Source organism: Streptomyces alanosinicus (assembly GCF_014650595.1).
GTDB lineage: Bacteria > Actinomycetota > Actinomycetes > Streptomycetales > Streptomycetaceae > Streptomyces > Streptomyces alanosinicus.
Genome location: NZ_BMVG01000003.1, coordinates 87340 through 108749 on the forward strand (window position 1 = coordinate 87340; position 21410 = coordinate 108749).

A 21410-nucleotide genomic window follows, 5' to 3' on the forward strand; every position below is an offset into this window, starting at 1 on the left:
GCGGGCCGTGCGCGTGCCACCGTGTCACATGTTCGCTGGCCCATGTTTCACCGCCGTTTTCCCAGGTCGTCGGAAGTTTCACCCCTGTTGCGCATCGTGCGCGAGGAGCGCGATGTGGACGGAGGCCGCCTGTTCGAAGTCGTCCAGGTCGACGCCGAGGCGGGCCTGTATGGACTCCAGTCGGCGGTAGAGGGCGGGCCGGGAGACATGGTGGAGCCGGGCGGTGCGGGACTTGTTGCGGCCGGTCGCGAGATAGGTCCGCAGGACGTTCAGCAGCTCCGGTTCGGCCTCGCGGAGCAGCCCGTCCAGCTCCCGCTCGGCGAAGGACTGCACCTGCGGGTCGTCCCGCAGCAGCCGGATCAGCCCGCGCAGGTGGACGTCCTTCAGCCGGACCACGGCCGGCAGTTCGCGGCCGGCCGAGGAGTCGGCGACGGCGTCGGCGACATGCCGGGCCTCGCGCAGTCCGGCGGGCACGTCCTCCCAGGCGCCACGGGGAGCGGCGGCGGCGATGACGCCCCCTGCCCCCGCGTGCAGCCGGGCCGCGAAGTGCCCGGTGAGGGCCTCGGCGTCCTGGTCACGGGGGAGGCTGAGCAGGACGGCGGCCGCGCCGTCGGCGAGTTCGGCGACCAGTCCGGACATCCCCAGCAGACGCAGCACCCGGTCGAGTTCGTCCGCGGCGCGGCCCGGGACGACGAGCGGGACGAAGGTGCGCCGGTTGACGGGCAGTCCGGCCGCGCGCGCCCGGGGCAGCAGCTGACGGGCCGGTACGGCACCGGAGACCAGGTCGGTCAGCAGGCTCTGCGCGGACTCCTCCTCCCAGCTGGGCCCGGCGCCGCCGCCGAGCATGCGGTGCAGGACCAGCGCCTCGGCGGCCCGGTCGGCCAGCAGCCGGCCGGTGGCCGGCCCGCCCCGGTAGCCGCACAGCAGCAGCCGGCCCCAGCGCTCCCCGCGCCCGCCGAGTTCGGCGCTGATCCAGCCGCCGCCCGCGCCGGCCCCGGCCTGCCGGGCGATGCGCTCCCAGTCGCGCAGCACATCGTCCACCGAGGACCGCTCCCCCGCCGTGGCGAGGACGCGGTGGGCGAGGTTGGTGAGGACGACCGGGCAGCCGCTGTGCCGGGCGACCTCGTCGAGCAGGCGCTGCAGGGGGCTGCCTGCGGTGATCAGGGCGGTCAGCTCGGTGCGTACGGTCTCGGAGAGGCTGACGGCGGCGAACTTCCGCCGCACCAACCGGCACTGGACCTCTTCGGTCAGCTCGGCGAACGGGAAGGGCCGGTGCAGCACGACCATCGGCAGTCCGCACCGCTCGGCGGCCCGGCGCATCACCTCCGGCGGTGTGGGAAAGGCCCGCCCGAGGCCGAGCACGACGGCGGCGGCCTCCGCCCGGTGCAGCGACTGGATGTACTCGGCCTGCTTGGCCTCGTCACCGGCCAGCAGCACACCGGTGGTGAGCACCATCTCGCCGCCACTGAGCATCACCCCGACGTCGGCGGCCTCGGCGACATGCACCCAGCGCACCGGCCGGTCCAGGTGTCCGGCGCCGGCCACCACCTCGGGTTCCCCGGCCAGGACCCGTTCCAGGGCCAGCACATGGCGGACGGAGAGCGCGGGTTCCCCGCCGTGGCGGGGCTCCGAGGCGGTGGTCATGGCCGTACACCTGTTTCTCTAGTACGTACTGCGAAGCGCCCGTTCCAGGATCGTCGCGCCCTCCTCGGCCTCCGCGACGGTGAGCGACAACGGCGGGGCGACGCGCAGGGCGCTGGTGTTGTGGCCGCCGCCCTTGCCGATCAGCAGGCCGCCCTCGCGGGCCGCCTCCAGGACGGCGGAGGCCGCCTGCGGATCGGCCTCGTCGGTCCCCGGCCTGACCAGCTCGATACCGATCATCAGCCCGCGCCCGCGCACCTCCCGCACCCCGGGCAGCTGGGCGGCGACGGCCCGCAGCCGCTCGATGAGCAGGCCGCCGACCCGGCGGGCGTTGCCCTGCAGGTCGTGCTCCAGCAGGTAGTTGAGGTTGGCGAGACCGGCGGCCATGGTGAGCTGGGTGCCGCCGAACGTGGAAATGCTGTTGGCGTCCAGGCAGTTCATGATCTCGGCGCGGGCGATGACCCCGCCGATCGAGGAGCCGTTGCCGATGCCCTTGGCGAAGGTGACGAGGTCCGGGGGGCCGCTTCGGGCATGCGCCTGCCAGCCCCAGAAGTGCTCGCCGGTGCGGCCCCAGCCGGTCTGCACCTCGTCGGCGATCCACAGGATGCCGTGCTCCTTCAGGACCTCGCGGAAGGCGGCGTAGAGCCCGTCGGGCGGGGAGGTGAAACCGCCGACGCCCTGGATGGGTTCGGCGATCAGCGCGGCGGGCGGGCGGGTGTGTCCGAGGAGGTCCGACAGGTCGGCGACGCACGCGTCGATGAAGGCGCGGTCGTCCAGCCCGGCGAACGGGCCGCGGGTGCGGACGCCGCCGTGCACGTACAGGGTCTGCAGCGGGGACAGCGAGGTCGGGGACCAGCTGCGGTTGCCGGTGATGCCGACCGTGCTGAAGGAGCGGCCGTGATAGCTGTTGCGCATGGCCAGCACGGTGTTGCTGCGCCGGTGGGCGGTGGCGAGCAGCAGGGCGGTGTCATTGGCCTCGGTGCCGGAGGTGGTGAAGAAGACCCGGGCGTCCGGGATGCCGCTCACCTGGGCGATGCGCTCGGCGAGTTCGACCATCGGCCGGTTGAGGTACAGCGTGGACGAGTGGATGATCCGCCCGGCCTGCTCGGCGACCGCCTTGGTGACCTCGGGCAGCGCGTGCGCGGTCATCGTGGTCAGGATGCCGCCGAAGAAGTCCAGGTACTTGTTGCCCGCGGAGTCCCAGACATGGCGGCCCTCGCCGTGGGTGATCTCGATCGGCTCGTCGTAGTAGAGGGCGAGCCAGTCGGGCAGCACCTGGCGGTGGCGGGAGTAGAGGTCGTTCACGGCTGCACCAGCCCTTCGTAGGCATCCGGGCGGCGGTCGCGGTAGAAGGCCCACTGCTGCCGCACGTGCTCGATCAGGTCGAGATCGAGGTCACGGACGAGGAGTTCCTCGGACTTGTCGCTCGCGACCTCGCCCACGAACTGCCCACGCGGATCGACGAAGTAACTGGTCCCGTAGAAGTCGTTGTCGCCGTACTCCTCCTGCCCCACCCGGTTGATGGCGGCGATGAAGTACTCGTTGGCGACCGCCGCGGCGGGCTGCTCCAGCTGCCACAGATGGGCGGACAGCCCACGGTGCGTGGCCGACGGATTGTAGACCAACTGGGCGCCGTTGAGCCCGAGTTGCCGCCAGCCCTCCGGGAAGTGCCGGTCGTAGCAGATGTACACGCCGACCTTGCCCACGGCCGTGTCGAAGACGGGCCAGCCCAGGTTCCCGGGCTTGAAGTAGTACTTCTCCCAGAATCCCTTGACCTGCGGGATGTGGTGCTTGCGGTACTTGCCGAGGCAGGTCCCGTCGGCGTCGATCACGGCGGCGGTGTTGTAGTAGAAGCCGGACTGCTCGATCTCGAAGACCGGGACGACGATCACCATGCCGGTCTCGCGCGCGAGGTCCCGCATCCGGCGCACCGTCGGCCCGTCGGGCACCGGCTCGGCCCAGCGGTAGTGCTCGGGCTCCTGGACCTGGCAGAAGTAGGGGGCGTTGAAGACTTCCTGGAACCCGATGATCCTGGCACCCTGCCGGGCGGCCGCACGGGCGTGCTCCTCGTGTTTCGCCACCATGGACTCGGTGTCGCCGGTCCAGGTGGCCTGGACCAGTGCGGCTCGTACGACGTTGGCCATGAGCTGCTCCTTCGACGGGACCGTCAAAGCCTCTACGCCCGTAGAGCAGGCGGTAGAGGGTCGAACGTAAGCCTCCGGGAGGCCCTTGCCAAGACCATCGTCGTCATCCCGCGGAGATGATCACGTGTCACACCCCCGCGAGTGAGGGAAGGGACCGCTCGAAGGGATGAACCGGAGCATACCGGGACGGGATGGCCTACCCGTCGGTCACGTCGCGTGTCCGGCCACCCGCAAGGCGTGTAAGAGATCCCAGTGCCGCTCGTCGGAGACGGCCTGCGCGGCCCGCAGCAGCAGCGGCACGAGCCGGGGCGGATCGGGTACGACGCTCCGGGCGGCCTCCTCCGCCGTGCGCACCCGCACACAGGCCTCCACCAGGGCCTCCGCCTCCCGCCGGCGCCCCGCCTCCGCCAGCCGCAGCACGGCGGCGCCGATCTGCTCCGCCGGGCGGGACACGCCCTGCCGCAGCAGCTGCCGTCCATCGGCGTCCCGGCCGGCGGCGGCGAGCGCGTCGGCGACACCGGCCAGCCGCTCGGCGGGCAGCGAGGCTGCCTCCCACAGCAGTGTCGCCCAGTCGGCGCCGAGCCCCGCCCGGTGCATCGCGTGCGCGAGCGAGGGGAACCGGCCGGGCGGCCACTGCGCGACCTCGGCCAGCAGCACATGCGCCTCCCCGCTGCGTCCCCCCGCCCGCAGCCACGCGAGCCGCTCCACGACCGCGGCCACCGCGGCCGCCGCCTCGGCGTCCACGGCCTCGACGGGGGCCGCCACGGGCTCCGCCGGCGGCTCCCCGGCCCCGGCGAACCGGGCCCCACGCGGCGTACGGCCCACGGGCCGGTCCGCGGGCACGGCCGGCCGCGGATCCTGCGGTACGACGACAGGAGCGGCCACGTCCTCCGCCATCCCGGCGAACCGCGCACTGCCCCGCCGACGCTTGCGGGACTTGTCGGGAGCAACGGGAGCAGCGGGAGCAGCGGGAGCAGCGGGAGCAGCGGGAGCAGCGGGAGCAGCGGGAGAGCCTGCCTCGGGTCCCGAGGCGCCGAGTGTCGGCGCAGGCGACGCGCCCGCCCGGGGGGCGGCGGCCGGGGCGGAGGGTGCGGCGTCGAAGGCGGGCGCGGGGGAAGAAGGGGCGAGGGCCGTGGGCCAAGGTTCCGGGGCCGGCGTCGGGAGGCCGGCGGACTCGGGGCGCGGGGAGGCGTGGCCGGAGGCGGAGGGTGCGGCGTCGAAGGCAGGCACAGCGGAAGAAGGGGCGAGGGCCGTGGGCCAAGGTTCCGGGGCCGGCGTCGGGAGGCCGGCGGACTCGGGGCGCGGGGAGGCGTGGCCAGGGGCGGAACAGGCCGGGCGCCCGGCGCGCTCGCGGTCGGCGCCGTGGAAGCGCGACGGCATCCCGGCGGACGCCGCCCGATCCGCCGCGCGGCCCCCGCCATCGGGGCCCGCGAGGCGCGGCGGCGCGTCAGCGGCGGCCGCGGGTCCCGGTGCCTGCGCTTCCCCGGCCTCGCCCCACACCGGCCCGGACCCGCCCGCTCGCCGCACGCCCAGCACGTCCCCCGCTCCGCGGCGGTCCAACTCGGCCAGGCGGAACCGCAGTTCCGCACACCTCGCGGTGGCGCGTTCATGGTCGTCCTGGGCCCAGGCGAGGTCGAGGCGGAGGGCGCCGGCGTCCTCGGCGGAGGCCGGCGCGGCGAGCAGTCGGGTCAGTCCGGCCTGGCGTTCGGCGGCGTAGCGCTGTTCCCGGAGCATCACATCGAGACGGTCGGCCAGGGTGTCCCGCGCGCCGGGCCGCGCGTCGTACGCGAGGAGGGCGGCCCGGTGCAGGGCGCGGGCGCGCTCCCGCTCGGCCACCGCGGCGGCCCGGCCGTACACCCCCGCGAGGTCCTCCAGCAGCGCCTCCACCACGTCCCACGGCGGCACCTCGCGCCCGTCCAGGCAGGCCCGCATGCCGTCGGGATCGCGCTGCCAGAAGACCCCGCTCCAGCCTCCGCCCTGGTCCAGGCGCGCCAGCAGACCCTCCAGACAGCTCGCGAACTCCCGTACTCCGTCAGGGAGTTGATCCCCTGCCATCGCTCAGCTCCCGCCCGGCCGCCGGCACTTCCTCGTCGGCCAGGCAACACCAGTCGTGTTACGGCGTTGCTACACAGAGTTTTCCGACAGTGCGCGGACAGCTCAGCGCGGGTCCGCGGCCGCTGAGCGGGCCGGGCGGTTCACACGGGCACGAGCACACAGTGCGCGACCAGCTCGTCCATCGACAGCCCGAGGGCGCCGGCCAGGGCGGCGACGGTGAAGAAGGCGGGGGTCGGTGCCCGGCCCGTCTCGATCTTGCGGAGCGTCTCGGCGGAGACACCCGCCTGCGCGGCGACCTCGACCATGCTCCGGCCACCACGCGCCTCGCGCAGCAACCGCCCGAGCCGCTCGCCGCGTTCGCGTTCTTCGGGGGTGAGAGGGGTGCGCACCATGCCACCCATTCTAATACCGGCCGCCGCCCCAAGGGGCGCGGGTCTGTGCGGTAGGCGGCTCCGCCGCGGGGCGCGGACGAGCACGACGCTCCCGCAGGCCGCCGGCGCCCAGGGCCCCCACCCCCACAGGCGAACATGCCCACCCCCACGGATCGTGTCATCGTGGGCATGAACAGCCAGCGAAGGAACGGAACGCCATGACCAACGGCTACCCTCCTGATCCCTTCGGCGATTTCCTGGGCCGCTTCTTCAGCGGAGCCGCCGGCGGAACCGGCGGAGCCCCCGCGCCCCGGCACATCGACATCGGCCGGCTGCTCAGCCAGCCGGCCCGGGAGCTGGTCAGAGGGGCCGCGCAGTACGCCGCCGAGCACGGCAGCCGGGACCTGGACACCCAGCACCTGCTGCGCGCCGCCGTGGCGGCCGAGCCCACCCGGAGCCTGCTGAGCCGGGCGGGCGCGGACCCGGACTCGCTCGCGACGGAGATCGACGAACGGGCGGGCCCCGTCCAGCACCCGCCCGGCGAGGCGCCGCCGCCGACCTCGCTGTCCCTGACCCCGGCCGTCAAGCGGGCCCTGCTGGACGCGCACGACCTGGCGCGGGCGAGCGGCGCCGGGTACATCGGCCCGGAGCATGTGCTGAGCGCGCTGGCCGCCAACCCGGACTCGGCGGCCGGCCACATCCTGCACGCGGCCCGGTTCCCGGCGGCCTCCGTGCCGCCCGAGGCCCCGGAGATCACCCAGACCCGCCCGGAGCGGCAGCGCGCCACCGGCACGCCCACCCTGGACAAGTACGGCCGCGATCTGACCGACCTGGCCCGGCGGGGCCGGATCGACCCGGTCATCGGCCGGGACACCGAGATCGAGCAGACCATCGAGGTGCTGTCCCGGCGTGGCAAGAACAATCCGGTGCTGATCGGGGACGCGGGGGTCGGCAAGACGGCCGTCGTCGAGGGCCTCGCCCAGCGGATCGCCGACGGGGACGTGCCGGACGGGCTGGCGGAGCGCCGGGTGGTGGCGCTGGACCTGACCGGGGTGGTCGCCGGCACCCGCTACCGGGGCGACTTCGAGGAGCGCCTGAACTCCATCGTGGAGGAGATCCGCGCCCACTCCGACCGGCTGGTCGTGTTCATCGACGAGCTGCACACCGTGGTGGGCGCGGGTTCCGGCGGCGAGGGCGGCGCGCTGGACGCCGGCAACATCCTCAAGCCCGCTCTCGCCCGGGGCGAACTGCACATCGTGGGCGCAACCACGCTGGAGGAGTTCCGCAGGATCGAGAAGGACGCGGCGCTGGCCCGCCGCTTCCAGCCGATCCTGGTGCCCGAGCCGACGGTCGCGGACACCATCGAGATCCTGCGCGGGCTGCGCGACCGGTACGAGGCCCACCACCAGGTCCGCTACACCGACGAGGCGCTCGTGGCGGCCGTGGAGCTGTCCGACCGGTATCTCACCGACCGGCGGCTGCCGGACAAGGCCATCGACCTGATCGACCAGGCGGGCGCCCGGGTGCGGCTCGGCGCGCGCACCAAGGGCACGGATGTGCGCGCGATGGAGCGGGAGGCCGAGCAGCTGGTCCGGGACAAGGACCAGGCGGTCGCGGACGAGGACTACGACAAGGCCAAGGAGCTGCGCGACCGGATCGGCGAGCTGAAGCAGCGGATCACCGAGGCGAGCGGTGACGAGAAGGCCGACGAGGGCCTGGACCTGGAGGTGACGGGGGAGGCCATCGCCGAGGTGGTGTCCCGGCGGACCGGCGTCCCGGTCAGCCGGCTCACCCAGGAGGAGAAGGAGCGGCTGCTCGGCCTGGAGGAGCATCTGCACCAGCGGGTCGTCGGCCAGGAGGAGGCCGTGAGCGTGGTCTCCGAGGCCGTGCTGCGCTCCCGGGCGGGGCTCGCGAGCCCGAACCGGCCGATCGGCAGCTTCCTGTTCCTCGGTCCGACCGGCGTCGGCAAGACCGAGCTGGCCCGGGCGCTCGCCGAGGCCCTGTTCGGCAGCGAGGACCGGATGGTCCGCCTGGACATGAGCGAGTACCAGGAGCGGCACACCGTATCCCGGCTGGTCGGCGCCCCGCCCGGGTACGTCGGTCACGAGGAGGCCGGGCAGCTCACCGAGGTGGTGCGCCGGCACCCGTACTCGCTGCTGCTGCTCGACGAGGTGGAGAAGGCGCACCCGGACGTCTTCAACATCCTGCTGCAGGTCCTGGACGACGGCCGGCTGACCGACTCCCAGGGCCGGACGGTGGACTTCACCAACACGGTCATCGTGATGACGAGCAACCTCGGCTCGGAGGCGATCACCCGGCGCGGCGCCGGGATCGGGTTCGGGCCGGGCGGCGCGGACGCGGACGAGGAGGCGCGCCGCGAGCAGATCCTGCGGCCGCTGCGTGAGCACTTCCGGCCGGAGTTCCTCAACCGCATCGACGAGATCGTGGTGTTCCGGCAGCTGACGAGCGAGCAACTACGGCAGATCACCGACCTGTTGCTGGAGGGCACCCGGCGGCTGCTGGACGGGCAGGGCGTCTCGGTCCGGTTCACGGACGCGGCCGTCGACTGGCTGGCCGAGCGCGGCTATCAGCCGGAGTACGGTGCCCGGCCGCTGCGCCGCACCATCCAGCGGGAGGTCGACAACCAGCTGTCGAAGCGGCTCCTCGACGGCACGATCGGCGAGGGCGGCCGGGTGACGGTGGACGTCCGGGACGGGCGGCTGGACTTCCGCACGGACGCCCCTGCCCGGGATGCCCGCGCGGACCAGACGCGGCCGCCCGCGCCCGATCAGTGACGGTTACGGCTCCGGGTCCGGGTCCGGGTCCGGGTCCGGGTCCACCACCATCGCCGAGCCGCCGCCCCGTCGTACCTTCTCGGCGGCGGCCAGCCACTTCCCGCCCGGCAGCCGTTGCACTCCGGTCGCCGCGCCGATCTCGGGGTTCAGTTTGAAGCGGTGCCCGATGGCCTCCAGCTGAGACCTCAGATCGCTGTTGTACAGGGCCGGTTCGAGTTCGGTCTGGGCCGCGTTGCGCTGGCTGGCGCGTGGCGCGGCGATGGCGTCGACCAGCGGCAGATGCCGGTCGAGGAACTCGGTGAGGGTCTGCAGCACGGTGGTGATGATGGTCGCGCCGCCGGGCGAACCGAGCGCCACGACCGGCCTGTTGTACGGGTCGAGCACGATGGTCGGGGAGATCGAGGAGCGGGGCCGCTTGCCCGGTCCTGGCAGGTTCGGGTCGTGCACGGCCGGGTCGGCCGGGGTGAAGGAGAAGTCGGTCAGCTCGTTGTTGAGCAGGAAGCCCCGGCCGGGCACGGTCATGGCGCTGCCGCCGGTCTGCTCGATGGTGAGCGTGTAGGAGACGACATCGCCCCATCTGTCGGCCACGGTCAGATGCGTGGTGTTGTCGCCCTCGTACGTGGTCGGGGCCGCCTTGCCGCCCTCGTCGCAGGCCTTCGGGTGACGCGGGTCGCCGGGGGCGAGCGGGCTGGTGAGGACCGCGTCGTCCTTGATCAGACAGGCGCGCGAGTCGGCGTACCGCTGTGCCAGCAGCTGCCTGGTCGGTACGTCCTCGAAGGCGGGGTCGCCGACCCAGCGCCCCCGGTCGGCGAACGCGATCCGGCTCGCCTCGATGAAGTGGTGCAGATACCGCACCTCGCTCGCCTTCGACAGGTCGGCCCCCTCAAGGATGTTGAGCGCCTCGCCGACCGTGGTGCCGCCCGAGGAGGAGGGCGCGATGGAGTACACGTTCAGACCCCGGTACGACGTCCTGGTGGGGGCCTGGAACTCGGCCCGGTAGACGGCGAGGTCCTTCTCGGCCAGTTGGCCGGGGCGGGCCTTCCAGCCGGAGGCGGGGTCGACCGGCGGATGTTCGGCCGTCTCGACGATGTCGTCGCCGATGTCCCCGCGATAGACGGCGTCCGTGCCCTCCCGGCCCAGCTCCTCGTAGGTACGGGCCAGTTCGGGGTTCTTGAAGGTGGATCCGACGACCGGCAGCTGTCCGTTCGGGAGGAACAGCTTCGCGGTGTCCGGGAAGTAGCGGAAGCGGGTCTCGTTGGACGCGGTCTGCGCGCGGAAGGTGTCGTCCACGGTGAAGCCGTCGCGGGCGATCCGCTCGGCCGGCCTCAGGACCGAACCAAGGCTCCTGCTGCCCCACTCGTCCAGCGCCTGCTGCCAGGTCGCGGGCGTGCCCGGGGTGCCGACGCTCAGGCCGCTGCTGACGGCGTCGGCGAAGGCGAGCGGCTTGCCGTTCTCGACGAACAGGTCGGAGTCGGCGCTGAGCGGCGCCGTCTCGCGGCCGTCGATGGTGTGCACGGTGCGGGACTTGGCGTCGTAGTAGACGAAGTAGCCGCCTCCGCCGATGCCGGAGGAGTAGGGCTCGGTGACGCCGAGCGCGGCGGCCGTGGCGACGGCCGCGTCGACCGCGTTGCCGCCGTGTCTGAGGACCTCGATGCCGGCGGCGGTGGCATCGGCGTCGACGCTGGCGACGGCACCGCCGTAGCCCACGGCGACGGGAACCTTGGTGACTTTCTCGCTCGTTGTCGCGGCGGGCGGCGCCGCCGCCCCCATCGACACCATGGCGGCCGAGACCGCCAGAACCGCCAGCTTCCGCATGCCAGGACGATCCATCCGAACCTCCCGTCGGGACAGTCCGCGCAGCGTAACCAGAGCATCGTCATACCGACAGTACGCCGGGGTGCCCTGCCACACGAACGTCACGCGTCGAACACCGGTACGCACCCGTCGCCCGGGCCCGCTACCATGCGCGGCCATGAACGACGACGTGCGCAACATCGTCCTGGGCCTGGTGGGGACCGGCATCTCGGCCTCGCTGGGCTGGCTGGCCCGTACGTATCTGTGGCGCCGCAAGCTGCGACGCAAGCAGGCGTTCTTCGGGCTGCCGGAGAACTCGGAGTCGCTGCTCGTCGTCAGCCGCGATCCGGCCGCCACCGAACCGGCCGTGCACCGGTACGACGTGTTCGCCCTGCTGGAGCTCTCCGCCCTCATCAAGGAATGCGGCGCGCACGCCCGGGTGGTCACCCAGGACGCGGTCCAACAGGGCTTCGGTGAGCGCACCGAGTTCTGTGTGGGCGGTCCGGCGGCGAACCGGCGCATGGCTGCACACATATCGGCGATGCTGCCCGGTGTGTGGATCAACACCGACCCCGAGCCCGGGCCCGAACGGGCCGCGTTCCGAGTCGGCAGTGAGCACTACCCCATGGAGCGGGGCACGGCCGAGTACGTGCTCCTCGCCCGGGTCACCGGCGGCGGCCAGGCGCGCCCGGTGTACCTCTTCTGCGGCCAGAGCGCCATCACCAACCAGGCCGCCACCCGCTATCTCGCCCGCCACCACGAGCGGCTGCACCGCAAGTACGCCACGGGTTCCTTCGTCCTGCTGCTGAAGGTGGTCAACTCGCAGGCGTACGGCCCGGACGTGGTCGAGCTGGTGGCCGACGTGACACGGGCGGCGCGGACACCCCTCCCGGAGACGGCTTCCGCCGACACGGCCACGTAGCGGTTCAACAATCTTTACTGGTACGTAACTTACCGACGGGTTACTTGCGGTAAGGGCGCCCGGTTACCGTCGGGTCACTTTTCTTTGCAACAGTTGAAGGAGTGACCCATGGGACACGGTCGCACCACTTTGCGCACCGCAGCCGCCACAGCCGTCTCGGCGGCGCTGATCGCCGGCACCGTCGTCGGCCTGGCACCCTCGGCCCAGGCCGCCGCCCCGTCCGTCCGTTTCGTCGACATCACCGGCGACGGCGGCACCGTGCTGAAGGCGAACGTCGTCACGCCCGCCGGCGCGGACGGCTCGCAGCGCTACCCGCTCATCGTGCTGCCCACGAGCTGGTCCCTGCCCCAGGTGGAGTACCTCGCCCAGGCCCAGAAGCTCGCCGACGCCGGTTATGTGGTGCTCACCTACAACGTGCGCGGCTTCTGGCAGTCCGGCGGCCGGATAGAAGTGGCCGGTCCGCCGGACATAGCGGACGCCTCCAAGGTCATCGACTGGGCCCTCGCCCACACTCCGGCCGACCCGGCGCACGTCGGCATGGGCGGGGTGTCGTACGGCGCCGGGATCAGCCTGCTCGCCGCCGCGCACGACAAGCGCATCAAGGCGGTGGCGGCGCTCAGCGGCTGGGCGGACCTGGTCGCCTCGATCTACTCGGGCCGCACCCAGCACGTCCAGGCGCTCGGCGTACTGGACGGCGCGGCCACCCTCACCGGCCGGGAGAGCCCCGAACTGCGGGACATCTTCGACAACCTGTACTCGTCGAACCTGGCCAAGGAACAGCAGATGATCGACTGGGGGCGGAAACGTTCCGCCATGACCTATGTCGACCAGCTGAACAAGAACGGCGCGGCCGTCATGCTCGCCAACGCCTGGGGCGACACCATCTTCCCGGCGAACCAGTACGCCGACTTCTACGAGAAGTTGAAGGTGCCCAAGCGCCTGGAGCTGCGCCCCGGCGACCACGCGACCGCCGAGCTGACCGGCCTGTTCGGGCTGCCCAACGACGTCTGGACGGACACCGAGCGCTGGTTCGACCACTATCTGAAGGACGCCGACAACGGCATCGACCGCGAGCAGCCGGTCCAGCTGAAGTCCCGTAGCGCGGGGGGATACGAGGGCTACCCGGACTGGAAGTCGGTCGCCGCGACCCGCCGGAAGATCGCGCTCGCGGGCTCCACCACCATCCACGCAGGCGTGGACTCGGGCGCGGACGGCGGCATCGTGTTCCTCTCCAGCATCCTGGACCAGGTGGCCCAGCTGCCGCCCATGGCCGCGATCCCGCTGCTGCCGCGCCGCTGGGCCGCCGTCTGGCAGTCGCAGACGTACGGCAGCGCCCAGCAGGTGCGCGGCACGGCCGCCCTGCACACCACGCTCACCCCGAGCGCGGAGAGCGGCACGCTCGTGGCCTATCTGTACGACGTGGGGCCGCTCGGCGTCGGCAAGCTGGTCACGCACGCGCCGTACACCTGGCACGGGCGGACGCCCGGCGAGCCGTTCGACGTCGACCTGGATCTGTTCTCCACAGCCTACGACGTTCCCGCGGGGCACCGCCTCGCGGTCGTGGCCGACACGGTCGACCCGCTGTACATCGAGCACAACCCGTCCGGCGCGCAGCTGACCTTCTCCTCGCCCCCGGACGACCCGTCGTACGTGTCCGTCCCCGTGCGCGAGCAGTGATCTCCGGCTGCCGCCGGACGAGCCTGGCCCGTGTGAACTGCTGCCCCCTGGGGGCCGGGACCTAGGGTCTCGGGGCCGTGGGGGGCTCCCCACCCGGCAGCAGCGTCCCAGGCTCGGCCGCGGCGACAGCCACGGCCTCGGTCTTGGGACTGCGCTGCTCACGGCGGGACACCCAGCCGGCGAACCACGAGAGCAGCATGCACATCCCGATGTAGATCGGCGAGATCACCATCACCACGGGGATGAACGGCAAATCGTAGTCGAGGTTGGAGGCGATCAGTTTCCCGGCATGGAGGAACTCCTCGTAGGTGATGAGATAGCCGAGGGAGGTGTCCTTCAGGGCGACCACCAACTGGCTGATGATGGCGGGCAGCATGGCGCGTACGGCCTGCGGGACGAGGACGTGCGCCATGACCTGCGTCTTGCGCATGCCGAGCGCGAACGCGGCCTCGCGCTGGCCGCGTTCGACGGCGTTCACCCCGGAGCGGAAGACCTCGGCGAGCACCGAGCCGTTGTAGAGGGTGAGCCCGGCGACCAGCGCGGGCAGCGGCTGCACCTTCAGCGCCACGAAGATGAAGAAGATCATCACCAGTACGGGCATGGCGCGGAAGAACTCCACGACGACCGTGGCCGCCCAGCGCACGGGCCGGTGGTCCGACAGCCGGCCCGTCGCCAGCGCCCCGCCCAGGACCAGGGAGAAGGCGGCGGCGAGCCCGAAGGCCCTGAGCGTGTTGCCGAGGCCGCGCAGCAGCAGTTCCTGGATGCCCTTGTACGCGAAGGGCATCCACTTGGTGTACGTGAACTGCCCGGTGCTGAACAGGAGATACAGCACCCAGGCGAGCAGGCCGAGGAGCACGGCGGTGGCGAGGACGCCGTAGCGGCGGTGCCGCCGCCGGGTGCGGGGACCGGGGACGTCGTACAGGGCGGTGGCGCCGGTCATCGCGCCACCCCCCAGGTCCGTTCCAGCTCATGGAACAGCGCGCTGATGGCGAGCGTGACGACGAGGTAGCCGAGGGCGATCCAGGCGAACGTCCAGACGATGTTGTAGCCGAGCTCGCTCATGGTCTTGTAGGTGCCGAGCAGTTCGGTGACGCTGAAGGCGCCCGCGATCGCGGAGTTCTTGGCGAGCGCGATGAGTGTGGAGCCGATCGGCGGGATCACCGAGCGGAAGGCCTGCGGCAGCACGACCGCGCTCAGCGTCTGAGCGAAGGTCATACCGAGGCTGCGGGCCGCCTCGCCCTGTCCCGTCGGCACGGTGTTGATGCCCGAGCGCAGCGCCTCGCAGATGAACGAGGAGGTGTAGCAGCCGAGGGCGAGGACCGCGAACACCTTGAAGGGGAGGACGAGTCCGAACCGCGGCAGTCCGAGCAGCACCGCGAAGAAGAGCAGGGTGAGCGGGGTGTTCCGCAGCACCGTGACCCACACCGTGCCGAAGACGCGCAGCGACGCGACGGGCGCGACCCGGAAGGACACCATCACGAAGCCCAGCACAAGGGCCAGCAGGGAGGAGTAGACGGTCAGTTCGACCGTGCCGAGGAAACCTTCCCAGTAGGTCGAGAGGTTGTCTGTCAGTACGTTCATGCCGTCCTCGTCAGCTCGCCGGGTAGCGGTCGATCGCGGGCGGGGCGGGGGCGGGCACGCCGGACAGGCCGAGCGTGGCCTCGTACGCCTTCTTCCAGTCGCCGTTCTTCTCCCGTGCCTCCAGCGCGTCGTCCAGGGCGAACCGCAGGGTGGTGTCGCCGTGCGGGACGCCGATGCCGTACGGCTCCGCGGAGAAGGGCCGGCCGACGACCTTGAGCTCGCCCGGGGCCTTCGCCGCGTAGCCGATGAGGATGGCGTCGTCGGTGGTGACCGCGTCGACCTGGTAGGTGAGGAGGTTGTCGACGCACACGGAGTAGGTGTCGTAGGCCACCAGGTCCGCCTTCGGGTAGTCGGCCCTGATGCGCTGGTACGGCGTCGAACCGGCCGCCGAGCACACGCGTCTGCCGTCGAGGTCCCGGGGGCCGTGGATGTCGTTCTCGTCCTTGCGGACCAGCAAGGACTGGCCGGCCAGGTAGTAGGGGCCGGCGAATCCGACGAGCTTCTTGCGGCCCGCGTTGACGGTGTAGGTGCCGACGTAGTAGTCGATCTGGCCGTTCTGCAGGGCGGTCTCGCGGTTGGCGGAGGCGATGGTGCGGAAGCGGACCGACTGCGGCGAAAAGCCGAGGGAGGCGGACATCATCCTGGCGATCTCGATGTCGAAGCCGGAGTAGGTGCCGGTCGCCGGGTCCTTCTCGCCCAGGTAGGGCTGGTCCTCCTTGGCGCCGACGACGAGGTGGCCGCGCCGCTTCGCCCGCTGCCAGGTGGCGGACGCGGGCAGGCGGTAGCCCTGGGCCACCTGGTAGTGCGGGAGCTTGTCGGCCGCCGGGCCCTTGCCCGGCGGGCTGCCCTCCTTGCCGCAGGCGACGGCGAGCAGCGCGAGCGCGGCGCACAGCGCGGCGCGCGGTCCGAGGGGCACCCGGGTGGTACGGAACATGGGTCGCACTCCCCCGGTCAGTGCTTGAGGATCTTGGAGAGGAAGTCCTTGGCGCGCTCGCTGCGCGGGTCGGTGAAGAACTCCTCCGGGGCGCGGTCCTCGACGATCCGTCCGTCGGCCATGAAGACGACCCGGTTGGCGGAGGCGCGGGCGAAGCCCATCTCATGGGTGACGACGACCATGGTCATGCCGTCGCGGGCGAGCTGCCGCATGACCTCCAGCACCTCGTTGATCATCTCCGGGTCGAGGGCGGAGGTGGGCTCGTCGAAGAGCATCGCCTTGGGTTCCATGGCCAGGGCGCGGGCGATGGCGACACGCTGCTGCTGACCGCCGGAGAGCTGGGCGGGGTACTTGGCCGCGTGGGCGCGGAGACCGACGCGTTCGAGCAGTTCGCGGGAGCGGCGGTCGGCCTCGTCCCTCTTGCGTCCTCGGACCTTGACCTGGGCGAGGGAGACGTTCTGCAGGACCGTCTTGTGGGCGAAGAGGTTGAAGGACTGGAAGACCATGCCGACCTCGGCGCGGAGCCGGGCGAGGGCCTTTCCCTCCTCGGGCAGCGGCCGTCCGTCGAGCGTGATGGTGCCGGACTGGACGGTCTCCAGCCGGTTGATCGTCCTGCACAGCGTGGACTTGCCCGATCCCGACGGGCCGATGACGACGACGACCTCGCCCCTGCCGACGGCGAGATCGATGTCCTTGAGGACGTGCAGTTCTCCGTAGTACTTGTTGACGCCCTGCAGCTCGATCAACGGATCGACGGCCATAAGCAGCCCTACCCACTCTCCGCTGTGTCGTGGTCGCCGCAAACTATCCAGCGGCCGACGGAGTTCAGGGACGACACGCACTTTTCGGGCATAAGCCGTATTTAAGCCCGGTAGGGGGCGGCAGGAGGGGGCTCAGGGCTCGGCGATCTCCGCGTACAGCTGGGACAGCTCGGGGACACCGCTCGCGGCCCAGTCCCGTCCGGCGCCCGCGACCTCGACCTCACGGCCGGAGGCCAGCCGGAGGACGGGCTCGCCGTCGGGGCGGATCAGCCAGGCGGCGCCGGGCACCGTGCGCACCACGACCGTGCCCAGATACAGCCCCGCGTCATGGCCCAGCCAGGGCAGGGTCTCGGCGTCGTCGCGCCAGCGCGGGACGAGCTGGTCCAGGGCCTCCAGGGAGGCCGGGGTGTCATCGAGGCCGACGCCCGCCTCGGCCGCCTGCGAGCGGAGCAGTTCACACTCGGACAGCAGCGCGGCCACCGCCTCGGGGTCCGAGGGGAGCGCCGTGTCACCGTTCTTCTTGTGCCGGTGGCCCAGGAACGGAAGGTTCATGGACCCAGCGTGGCATCAGACGTCGAGGTCGACCACCACCGGAGCGTGATCGGACGCGCCCTTGCCCTTGCGCTCCTCGCGGTCGACGTAGGCGTCCTTGACGGCCTTCGCGAACGGTTCGTTGCCGTACACCAGGTCGATGCGCATGCCGCGGTTCTTCGGGAAGCAGAGCTGGCGGTAGTCCCAGTAGGTGTACGGGTGGTCGTACTTCAGGGGGCGGGGCACCACATCGCTCAGGCCCGCCTCGCGCAGGGCGGCCAGGGCGGCGCGCTCGGCGGGGGTGACGTGGGTGGAGCCCTCGAAGGCGGCCACGTCATAGACGTCGTCGTCGGTCGGCGCCACGTTGTAGTCACCCATGACGGCGAACGGGCGGCTGTCGCCCGCGTCGCCGGCGACGGCCGCTCTGAGGGCCTCGAACCACTGGAGCTTGTACGCGTAGTGCGGGTGCTCCACCTCGCGGCCGTTGGGGACGTACACCGACCAGACGCGGAGCGGGCCGCAGGTGGCCGAGAGGGCGCGGGGCTCCTGGGCCCCGTCGTAACCGGGGTCGCCGGGCAGGCCCCTCACGACGTCCTCGATGCCGACCCTGGAGAGCACCGCCACGCCGTTCCACCGGCCGGTGGCGTGGACCGCCGATTCATAGCCCAGTTCGCGCAGCTCGTCGAACGGGAACTGCTCCTCGGCGACCTTGGCCTCCTGCAGGCACAGCACATCGGTGCCGCTGCTCTCCAGCCAGGCCAGCAGCCTCGGAAGGCGGGCGGTGATCGAGTTCACGTTCCAGGTAGCGATGCGCATGTCTCACAACCTACCCGGAGGGTCTGACAACGGGCCTCAGAGCTCCGCCGAGGCGCCCGGGGTCAGCCGCTGGTGGTCGGTGCCGCCGAGGGCGCCGATCTGGCGGTCGTAGATCGGGCGGGCGAGGTCGGTGAGCAGGGCGTCGTGGACGTCGTAGGCGCGCTGCGGCCTCAGCTCCCGGACATAGTCGATGACCTCGGAGATCTTGTTCCATGGGGCCATCACCGGAAGCATCAGTGTCTGAACCGGCCGGTCGGGGACCGTGAGGGCGTCACCCGGGTGGAAGACCCGGCCGCCGTCGATCAGATAGCCGACGTTGGTGATGCGCGGGATGTCCGGGTGGATCACCGCGTGCAGCTCGCCGTGGACCTGGACGTCGAAGCCGGCGGCGGTGAAGGTGTCGCCGTGGCCGACGGTGTGCACCCGGCCCGGGAAGGCCGCCGTGAGCTGGTCGGCGACGGACTTCAGCGTCCAGATCTCGGCGGCCGGGTTCGCCTCCAGGGCGGCCCGCAGCCGGCCCTCGTCGAAGTGGTCCGGGTGCTCATGGGTGACCAGGACGGCGTCCGCGCCGACCGCCGCGTCCTGCTCGCTGAACCCGCCGGGATCGATGACGAGCGTCCGCCCGTCCTTCTCCAGCCGCACACAGGCATGGGACTTCTTCGTGAGCTTCATGGCTCCCCATCCTGCCCCGTGCGGCGGCGGACGGCTCACTCCGCGGGGGTGGTCTCCTCCTGTATGACCTGCCGGGCCACCCGGAACGCGCTCTGCGCGGCCGGCGCTCCGCAGTACACGGCCGTCTGCAGCAGCACCTCCTTGATCTCGTCCGGGGTGAGCCCGTTGCGCAGGGCGGCCCGGGTGTGCACGGCCAGCTGCTCCAGGTGGCCGCCCGCGACGAGCGCGGTCAGGGTGACACAGCTGCGGGTACGGCGGTCCAGACCCGGCCGGTCCCAGATCTCGCCCCAGGCGTAGCGGGTGACGAGGTCCTGGAAGTCCCCGGTGAAGCCGTCGGACTGCGCCAGCTGCCCGTCCACGTGCGCGTCGCCCAGCACCTCCCGGCGGATCCTGAGCCCGTTCTCGTACCGGTCGGCCCGCGCGGCCGGCTGGGCCGGTACGGCGAGCGGGGCTATCTCGGCGCGCGGCATGGGCGCGGGCGCCACCGCGGGGACGGGCAGGGCCGACGCCGTCGGCAGGACCGTCTGGCCGGTGTCGTAGGGCTGCTGCCAGGCGGTGGCGAAGTGGTGCGCCAGCAGGTCGGTGACGGCCGCGGGCTGCTCGACCGGGACCAGATGGGAGGCCCCGGGGACGACCGCGAGCCGGGCGTCCGGGATGCCCGCGACCAGGGTGCGGGCCTCGGCGGGCCCGGTGACCTGGTCGTCGGAGCCGACGAGCACCAGCGTCGGTACGCCGACCCGGCCCAGCTCGGGCCGCACGTCGAAGGCGGCGAGGGCCTCGCAGGCGGCGATGTAGCAGCCCGGGTCGGTGGTGCGGACCATCTGCACCGCCCACTCGGTGATCGCCGGCTGGGCCGCGGCGAACCCGCCGGTGAACCAGCGCTCCGGGGCGGTCCGGGAGATCGGCTCCAGGCCGTTCGTACGGACGATCACCCCGCGCTGGCGGAACTCGTCGGCGGTCCCGAACCGGGGCGAGGTCGCGACCAGCGCCAGCGAGGCGAGCCGCTCGGGGTGGCGCAGGGCCAGCTCGACGCCGATCGCACCGCCCAGCGCGCAGCCCGCGTAGCCGAACCGCTGCATGCCGAGGGCGTCCAGCGTGGCCAGCAGCCGGGTGGTCAGCTCGGCGACGGAACCGGCCGGGTGGGCGGGGGCGCCGCCGTGGCCGGGCAGGTCGAACCGGAGGACTCGCCACTGTTTGGTCAGTTCCGGCACCTGACGGTCCCACATATGGCGTGTCGTGCCGAGGGAGGGTCCGAGAACCAGGACCGGGGCGCCGTCCGGCCCGTCAAAGCCGTATTCCAGGGGTTTGGTCGTCGTCGTGCTCACCCGCTCACGGTGCCACATCTGACGGCCGGGCCTGCGCCGGGGGCGGGAGGCCGTGGGGTGAACACGTCACGCGCGCCGTTTCACGTGTCCTTCGCCTTCTCGTTCTTGTCACCGGCACCTCGCATTGATCCCGGCCGCGGGGATCAACTCCGTGGAATTCTAAGGGAGTTCAATGCCACAGCCAGGCCTCGGAGTCCTCCACCACGGGGGCGCAGTTCTCCTCGTGAAGGGCCGCGAGCCGTGGGTACGGGAAGGGCGTGGGCGTGCCGTCGGGTGCGACGGCCCAGGCGACCCCGGCCCTCGGCCGGGCGACGGAGACCTGCCGGGCCGGGCAGGACGGCGGCTCGGGTGCCGGGACGGGGGACGTGGACACGGGCGGTGGGCTGTAGACACAGAAGACGAGGAGCGTCGCGTCCGGCAAGGGGGGCATGGGTTCCTCGTCGCCCTCGCTCGGCTCTGTCCGCGCGGCGAGGGTTCTCGCCGCGCCCGTCCTCGCGACGGCCTGGGCGGCCGGCGGAGCGCCGCCGCCGGTTCCGGGCGGTCCGGCCGGCTCGGCGCAGAGGGAGGTGAACTCCTCGGTGGCTTCCCGCACGGCCTCGGCGTTCCAGGGCGATCCAGCGGCCGGGGGTTGTGCGGCGGTGCAGCCGGTGAGGGTGGCGGCCAGTGCGACGCCCGTCGCCAGGAAAGTTCTGCGCATTCCGTCCGTCTCTCGAAAGGTCTTCGGCAAGAGGCCCAACGACGTGGTCCCTACGGCGATTCAGGCGCACTGGGGTACGAGTCCGTGCCGCTGCGGAATCGGCCGGAGGGTGCGTATCGCGTAGTGGGTGCGGGATTTCACCGTGCCCACGGGCACCCCGATGTGGTTCGCGGCGATGCGGTGGGCACGCGGAGAGCGTCATCTGCCGCGGGACAGCCGCCTCCTACCAGGGCGACAAGGACACCGCGCGCGTGCTACGAGCGGGCCGTCGAACTGGGGCGCGCGCACCACAGCCGCTGGACCGTGGCCGACGCACAGGTCTCGATCATGGTGAATCCGCACCGGGTCCGGCCCGGGGCAGCCCTCCGGGCCGGCCGCGCCGCCCTGCGCGCGTTCGAGGAACTCGGCGACCCCCGCGGCAAGTGCGCCGCGCTGCGCGGCCTCGCCGTCACCGCGCGGGTCCTGGGGCGGCTGGAGACGGCGCTGGATCTGCACGCCGAGAGCCATCGGCTGGCCGTGTCGCACCATCTGCCCCTGCTGGAGTTCGCCAACCGGGTCTCGGAGGCCGAGTGCCGTCTCGCCCTCGGCCGGGCGCCGGAGCAGACCGGGGCGGTGGAGGAGACGGAGGGACGACCGGGGTAGACCGAGAAGCCCCGCTTCCCCGCTCCGCCGTACGCGAAAGCCCCGCCGGAAG

At 72.2% G+C, this 21410-nt stretch carries 19 protein-coding genes; 4 read left to right on the plus strand and 15 right to left on the minus strand.

The features are described 5' to 3' along the window. Positions 1 to 78 precede the first annotated feature (78 nt). The 5 genes from IE277_RS09025 to IE277_RS09045 all read right to left on the minus strand — a co-directional run bounded on the left by IE277_RS09025 (position 79) and on the right by IE277_RS09045 (position 6232). A complete protein-coding gene (locus tag IE277_RS09025; RefSeq protein WP_189950316.1) occupies positions 79 to 1644 on the minus strand; it encodes a PucR family transcriptional regulator in 1566 nt (521 codons plus the stop codon). A gap of 18 nt (positions 1645 to 1662) precedes the next feature. Then, positions 1663 to 2946, minus strand: coding sequence for an aspartate aminotransferase family protein (locus tag IE277_RS09030; protein ID WP_189950318.1), 1284 nt, complete (start codon positions 2944 to 2946; stop codon positions 1663 to 1665). Further along, positions 2943 to 3785 (minus strand): nitrilase-related carbon-nitrogen hydrolase, encoded by an 843-nt coding sequence (locus tag IE277_RS09035; protein ID WP_189950320.1) that lies wholly within the window; start codon positions 3783 to 3785, stop codon positions 2943 to 2945. Before IE277_RS09035 ends, IE277_RS09030 begins: the two co-directional genes overlap by 4 nt. A gap of 207 nt (positions 3786 to 3992) precedes the next feature. Continuing rightward, positions 3993 to 5840, minus strand: coding sequence for a hypothetical protein (locus IE277_RS09040; RefSeq protein ID WP_189950322.1), 1848 nt, complete (start codon positions 5838 to 5840; stop codon positions 3993 to 3995). A gap of 140 nt (positions 5841 to 5980) precedes the next feature. Next, positions 5981 to 6232, minus strand: coding sequence for a helix-turn-helix domain-containing protein (locus IE277_RS09045; RefSeq protein WP_189950323.1), 252 nt, complete (start codon positions 6230 to 6232; stop codon positions 5981 to 5983). Positions 6233 to 6429: 197 nt separating this feature from the next. Here IE277_RS09045 and IE277_RS09050 point away from each other — a divergent pair, with 197 nt between their 5' ends. Next, a complete protein-coding gene (locus tag IE277_RS09050) occupies positions 6430 to 9006 on the plus strand; it encodes an ATP-dependent Clp protease ATP-binding subunit (protein ID WP_189950325.1) in 2577 nt (858 codons plus the stop codon). A 3-nt stretch (positions 9007 to 9009) separates the two neighbouring features. On the opposite strand, the gene ggt is transcribed toward IE277_RS09050, so the two are convergent. Further along, entirely contained in the window at positions 9010 to 10836 is a 1827-nt protein-coding gene (gene ggt, locus IE277_RS09055; RefSeq protein ID WP_189950328.1) for a gamma-glutamyltransferase, read from the minus strand. Between the two features lie 142 nt (positions 10837 to 10978). Between ggt and IE277_RS09060 the strand changes: the two genes are divergently transcribed. Both IE277_RS09060 and IE277_RS09065 read left to right on the plus strand, forming a co-directional pair. Next, positions 10979 to 11722 carry a hypothetical protein gene (locus IE277_RS09060; RefSeq protein ID WP_189950330.1) on the plus strand — a complete coding sequence of 248 codons (744 nt, stop codon included), beginning with the start codon at positions 10979 to 10981 and terminating at the stop codon, positions 11720 to 11722. A 108-nt stretch (positions 11723 to 11830) separates the two neighbouring features. After that, positions 11831 to 13399, plus strand: coding sequence for an alpha/beta fold hydrolase (locus tag IE277_RS09065; protein WP_189950332.1), 1569 nt, complete (start codon positions 11831 to 11833; stop codon positions 13397 to 13399). Positions 13400 to 13460: 61 nt separating this feature from the next. Here IE277_RS09065 and IE277_RS09070 read toward each other — a convergent pair whose 3' ends face one another. From IE277_RS09070 to IE277_RS09110, 9 genes are all read right to left on the minus strand, one after another. Beyond that, the gene (locus tag IE277_RS09070) at positions 13461 to 14339 is read right to left on the minus strand and encodes an amino acid ABC transporter permease (protein WP_189950334.1); all 879 of its coding nucleotides are present in this window, start codon (positions 14337 to 14339) and stop codon (positions 13461 to 13463) included. Beyond that, positions 14336 to 14980, minus strand: coding sequence for an amino acid ABC transporter permease (locus IE277_RS09075; protein WP_189950336.1), 645 nt, complete (start codon positions 14978 to 14980; stop codon positions 14336 to 14338). Before IE277_RS09075 ends, IE277_RS09070 begins: the two co-directional genes overlap by 4 nt. Before the next feature lie 10 nt (positions 14981 to 14990). Continuing rightward, positions 14991 to 15914 carry a glutamate ABC transporter substrate-binding protein gene (locus tag IE277_RS09080; RefSeq protein WP_189950337.1) on the minus strand — a complete coding sequence of 308 codons (924 nt, stop codon included), beginning with the start codon at positions 15912 to 15914 and terminating at the stop codon, positions 14991 to 14993. A gap of 17 nt (positions 15915 to 15931) precedes the next feature. Further along, positions 15932 to 16675 carry an amino acid ABC transporter ATP-binding protein gene (locus IE277_RS09085; RefSeq protein WP_189950339.1) on the minus strand — a complete coding sequence of 248 codons (744 nt, stop codon included), beginning with the start codon at positions 16673 to 16675 and terminating at the stop codon, positions 15932 to 15934. A gap of 132 nt (positions 16676 to 16807) precedes the next feature. Further along, positions 16808 to 17227: a DUF6278 family protein gene (locus IE277_RS09090; protein ID WP_189950341.1), complete on the minus strand. Its 420-nt coding sequence runs from the start codon at positions 17225 to 17227 to the stop codon at positions 16808 to 16810. A 15-nt stretch (positions 17228 to 17242) separates the two neighbouring features. Next, complete coding sequence (locus IE277_RS09095; protein WP_189950342.1) at positions 17243 to 18022, minus strand: exodeoxyribonuclease III; 780 nt, start codon at positions 18020 to 18022, stop codon at positions 17243 to 17245. A 36-nt stretch (positions 18023 to 18058) separates the two neighbouring features. Next, positions 18059 to 18694, minus strand: coding sequence for an MBL fold metallo-hydrolase (locus IE277_RS09100; protein ID WP_189950345.1), 636 nt, complete (start codon positions 18692 to 18694; stop codon positions 18059 to 18061). Between the two features lie 35 nt (positions 18695 to 18729). Continuing rightward, the gene (gene pcaDC, locus IE277_RS09105) at positions 18730 to 20019 is read right to left on the minus strand and encodes a bifunctional 3-oxoadipate enol-lactonase/4-carboxymuconolactone decarboxylase PcaDC (protein WP_229881054.1); all 1290 of its coding nucleotides are present in this window, start codon (positions 20017 to 20019) and stop codon (positions 18730 to 18732) included. Between the two features lie 169 nt (positions 20020 to 20188). Continuing rightward, positions 20189 to 20716 (minus strand): hypothetical protein, encoded by a 528-nt coding sequence (locus IE277_RS09110; protein ID WP_189950350.1) that lies wholly within the window; start codon positions 20714 to 20716, stop codon positions 20189 to 20191. 303 nt (positions 20717 to 21019) lie between these two features. Between IE277_RS09110 and IE277_RS09115 the strand changes: the two genes are divergently transcribed. Then, on the plus strand, positions 21020 to 21358 hold the full coding sequence (locus tag IE277_RS09115) for a hypothetical protein (RefSeq protein ID WP_189950352.1): 339 nt from the start codon (positions 21020 to 21022) through the stop codon (positions 21356 to 21358). Positions 21359 to 21410: the final 52 nt, after the last annotated feature.

Coding starts and splice junctions, on each gene's coding strand:
- IE277_RS09025 (WP_189950316.1), bottom strand. CDS start 1,644: ATGACCACCGCCTCGGAGCCCCGCCACGGCGGGGAACCCGCGCTCTCC.
- IE277_RS09035 (WP_189950320.1), bottom strand. CDS start 3,785: ATGGCCAACGTCGTACGAGCCGCACTGGTCCAGGCCACCTGGACCGGC.
- IE277_RS09040 (WP_189950322.1), bottom strand. CDS start 5,840: ATGGCAGGGGATCAACTCCCTGACGGAGTACGGGAGTTCGCGAGCTGT.
- IE277_RS09045 (WP_189950323.1), bottom strand. CDS start 6,232: ATGGTGCGCACCCCTCTCACCCCCGAAGAACGCGAACGCGGCGAGCGG.
- IE277_RS09050 (WP_189950325.1), top strand. CDS start 6,430: ATGACCAACGGCTACCCTCCTGATCCCTTCGGCGATTTCCTGGGCCGC.
- ggt (WP_189950328.1), bottom strand. CDS start 10,836: ATGGATCGTCCTGGCATGCGGAAGCTGGCGGTTCTGGCGGTCTCGGCC.
- IE277_RS09060 (WP_189950330.1), top strand. CDS start 10,979: ATGAACGACGACGTGCGCAACATCGTCCTGGGCCTGGTGGGGACCGGC.
- IE277_RS09065 (WP_189950332.1), top strand. CDS start 11,831: ATGGGACACGGTCGCACCACTTTGCGCACCGCAGCCGCCACAGCCGTC.
- IE277_RS09070 (WP_189950334.1), bottom strand. CDS start 14,339: ATGACCGGCGCCACCGCCCTGTACGACGTCCCCGGTCCCCGCACCCGG.
- IE277_RS09075 (WP_189950336.1), bottom strand. CDS start 14,980: ATGAACGTACTGACAGACAACCTCTCGACCTACTGGGAAGGTTTCCTC.
- IE277_RS09080 (WP_189950337.1), bottom strand. CDS start 15,914: ATGTTCCGTACCACCCGGGTGCCCCTCGGACCGCGCGCCGCGCTGTGC.
- IE277_RS09085 (WP_189950339.1), bottom strand. CDS start 16,675: ATGGCCGTCGATCCGTTGATCGAGCTGCAGGGCGTCAACAAGTACTAC.
- IE277_RS09090 (WP_189950341.1), bottom strand. CDS start 17,227: ATGAACCTTCCGTTCCTGGGCCACCGGCACAAGAAGAACGGTGACACG.
- IE277_RS09095 (WP_189950342.1), bottom strand. CDS start 18,022: ATGCGCATCGCTACCTGGAACGTGAACTCGATCACCGCCCGCCTTCCG.
- IE277_RS09100 (WP_189950345.1), bottom strand. CDS start 18,694: ATGAAGCTCACGAAGAAGTCCCATGCCTGTGTGCGGCTGGAGAAGGAC.
- IE277_RS09110 (WP_189950350.1), bottom strand. CDS start 20,716: ATGCGCAGAACTTTCCTGGCGACGGGCGTCGCACTGGCCGCCACCCTC.